The sequence below is a fragment of the Brachyspira catarrhinii genome (genome assembly GCF_005518285.1).
Lineage (GTDB): Bacteria > Spirochaetota > Brachyspiria > Brachyspirales > Brachyspiraceae > Brachyspira > Brachyspira catarrhinii.
On sequence record NZ_SJDU01000243.1, the window covers coordinates 1 to 3,590 of the forward strand.

Below are 3,590 nucleotides of genomic sequence, written 5' to 3' on the forward strand. Positions count from 1 at the left end.
TTATAAGAAGTTTGTAAACGCTTTCGATTTTTATATCATGAGCTTTTGAATTATTTTTTTCTTTATCTAAAATATTATCCGCTTCGGTTATCGCTTTCAAATAATCTTTTGAAGAATAATATTTATTCATGATTTTTATATTATCGCTTAAACTTATATTTTTAATAGAATTCTGGTTGGCAATCATTTTTAATTCGTTTATTGTCATTATTATAATTTCGTAAATGTTGATTTTAGAATCATAATCGAAATCCAACGCATTTTTTCCGTATTCGATTATCAAATTTATTTTTATATTGTTTATATTATGACTTAAATTTTTCAACGCGGACAATATATAACTTTCTTCATTATTCAATTTTTTTATTTTATTTGCGCCGCTCAATATCGGAATAATATGTTCGGGAATATTTGCGTTATTTAAATTATTCAAATTTAAAAATAATTTTTCAATAAATTCGGGTTTTTCTATAAGTTTTTGATATAAATCGATAATTCTAATATTTTTATTTATATCGATATCGAAATCCAAAAGAATGGATTTTATCATATAAATATTTTCTTTTGTCAAATCGTTATAACATATTTCAGAAAATAAATCGGAACTTAAACAAATTATTTTTTCGATATCGTCCATATCGGAATATTTTACATTGTTAAATTCAAGCAATTTGCAAGAGGCTTTATATTCCAATAAACGAACTTTTTTCTCTATAGAATCTATTCTTTTCGATTCTTCGTCAATTTTATGCAAAACAAAATTGAAAGATTCTCTAATATTTTGACAAATAATTATCAGCTCTTCTTCCAAATCTTTTTCGATATTATTTAATTTATTATTTAAATATATCAAACCTTCGTAAGTTATTTTATTTTGACTCGCCAAATATTCTATCATTCTCACGGAAGCGTTTTTTACAATAGCGTAATTATAATCAATCTCTCCTCTTATTTTTCTGTTTTGTCCCGTTATAGAATAGAGTAAATTTTTGAAAAATCCCTGCTCGGTTATAAAATCCGCTCTCGATTTTCCCGCGCTTAAAGAAGTTGTCGCCTCTATTATAAGCTCGGTTAATTTTGAAGAATTATTTTCGTATTCGTTTATATTATTTATTATAAATTCTTGTATTATATTTTTGTCTTTCGCCTCTATTTCGTTATCGAACGGCAGAGTCAAATTAAATTCCATTATATCTCCGAATATAATAAAAAATTTCTTTTCATTATACTATTTATTTGATTTTACTACAATTAGTAATTATTAAAAAATATTATATAAATTATTTAATAAACTATTGAAATATAGTCGCTATTTTTTCAGACGAATTTAAATTCAGAAATACAACTTAATAGCGATATTCTTAAAGACGCATATCATTGCACAAAAGAATTAATAGTAAACCTAATTTAAGGAAGCAAACGAAATATTAACAAAAAATTTCTGGCTCCGCTCTTCTTTCAAATTCTTCTTCGAGTTCATGCTGATGATATAAATATCCTTCGTCATCGTAATATCTGCATTTTTCGGGGCATTTTTTTACGCAAGCGCCGCATTTTGTGCAAATATTAACATATTTCGTAATATCGTTAAAATCTATAGAACCCATAGGGCAAACATACGCGCATATTTTACAATCGGTGCATTTTGGAACATCGACTTTCGGCTTTACTTTCAAAATATCAATCGCATGTTCATGTCTGTCTCTCGGCATATAGTAAGGGCGCAACGGCTCGTTTCCCCGCACTTTTATCGGCTCTGTTGGAGATTCTTTAAGATTGATTATTTTATCCGCTATTTTTTCTGCAAAATCCAAAGCTATTTTCATGTCTTTTTCGTCTGGTCTATTCGCTCCTAAAGTATAGGAAAACGCATGCTCGCCAATAAATCCTCCGCCCGCGATAGTTCTAAATCCGTTATCTTCCAATATATTTCTTAACTCTATTAAAGAATCGTCAAAATTTCTATTTCCAAAAAGAACGACTGGAACGGCTAAAGCTCCGTTTCCTTTAATATTATTTTTAAGATAAGGAAGCATCACATTTGGAACTCTTCCCGCGTAAGTTGGAGTGCCGAATATTACAAGTTCGTTTTCATTGAATTCTAAAATTTTCTCTCTTCTCTTTGGCAAACTATAATTATATTTTTCAAACGAAACATTTAATTTTTTCACTATTGTCTCTCCCAAAAATGAAGCGATTTTTTGAGTAGTTCCCGTCGCGCTATAATATACCGAATAGACTTTATCGATTGTCATAATAATCTCCGTTTAATTAATAAATTTTATTAAAATTATAAATATAAAATCTTTAATGTCAATTATTAATCGTCAAATTTTTGTCCTAAAAGTTGTCCGTTCGCGTCAATGTAAAGTTCCATCATATTGTTAAGTTTTACTTCGTATATATTCCATTTTTTTTCTATTTTAGTTATAACGGTATTTGGATAGGTTCTGCGGACTGTATTTGCGACAGGCTCGGGCAATATTTCAAAAGGGATGGCTACATAATTTCCGTCTATTTCTTTAAAATCTCCGTTTCTAAAAAATTCTATTTCCACGCCGTTTGATAATTGAACCTCGTATTTTTTCTTGTCCATTTCGGCATATAAAATACTTACATTTGGAAAATATTTTTGTATAAACGACAACGCGTTTTGAGGAAGCTGTTCGGGAGAAATATATATATCGTCCGAAAAAAGTAACGCGCTTAATAAAAATAGCAAAAACAACGATGCAAATATTTTTTTCATTATAGTAAAACCATTTTTTTCTACAAATAAATTCAATTATATTTTAGTATAAATATCGTATTTTTCAAGTATAATTAATAATTTGATAAACTTCAATAGGTTCGTATTTATATTGAATTATTTTAATATAATACAAATAAACTAGCTGATTTTAAAGTAAATAATTAATTAAATAGATATATTTAATATTAAATTTATTTCTAAACTTATTCCTAAATTTTCTAAACGGTATCCACCAAGCAATACTATCTACAATCCCATTAAAAATCTAAACAATATTATTATATTTATCATTTAATTCTTTATACATATTTTTTAACTTGTCATTAATATCGTTATCTACAGATTGAATAATATTATTATATTTATCGTTCAATTCATTATATACACCTTCCAGCTTATTATTAATATCATTATCTACAGTTTCAATATAATTATTAAACGACTCCCAAACTTGAAAATCATTATAATATTTTTCAGTTAAATCATAATTAATATTAAATAAATTACTTTGCGTTTCTTTCAAATAATTTTTTATTTCATTAAAATAATTAAGAGTTAAATCAATGCTTTCGTCCAATGCAGATTCGTATATTTTGGTTTTGTTTATATCGTCCAAGTATTTTTTGAAATCAATTTTATAATATTAATATTTATTACTTAATCCTTAATTATTCTTTGACAAATAATTATATTCTGTTATAATATAAGCATGAAAAATAATGAATATAATGAAATAAAAAAATTAAGCGACTTATTTGCCAGATATTTGTTTGGAAGAAACGGAAACGAAGATTTGCTTGAGAATTTAGTCAACGCAACTTTGAGCGATTTCAATTTT

General features: G+C 26.4%; 4 protein-coding genes. All 4 read right to left on the reverse strand.

Annotation, left to right across the window (positions count from 1 at the left end):
• Nucleotides 1–1,189: hypothetical protein (locus EZH24_RS08755; protein ID WP_137998784.1), on the reverse strand; the 1,189-nt coding region annotated here is incomplete at its 3' end.
• A gap of 238 nt (nucleotides 1,190–1,427) precedes the next feature.
• Nucleotides 1,428–2,255 carry an EFR1 family ferrodoxin gene (locus tag EZH24_RS08760; RefSeq protein ID WP_137998785.1) on the reverse strand — a complete coding sequence of 276 codons (828 nt, stop codon included), beginning with the start codon at nucleotides 2,253–2,255 and terminating at the stop codon, nucleotides 1,428–1,430.
• 65 nt (nucleotides 2,256–2,320) lie between these two features.
• Nucleotides 2,321–2,749 (reverse strand): PepSY-like domain-containing protein, encoded by a 429-nt coding sequence (locus EZH24_RS08765; protein ID WP_137998786.1) that lies wholly within the window; start codon nucleotides 2,747–2,749, stop codon nucleotides 2,321–2,323.
• 268 nt (nucleotides 2,750–3,017) lie between these two features.
• Complete coding sequence (locus tag EZH24_RS08770; protein ID WP_137998787.1) at nucleotides 3,018–3,368, reverse strand: hypothetical protein; 351 nt, start codon at nucleotides 3,366–3,368, stop codon at nucleotides 3,018–3,020.
• Nucleotides 3,369–3,590 lie beyond the last annotated feature (222 nt).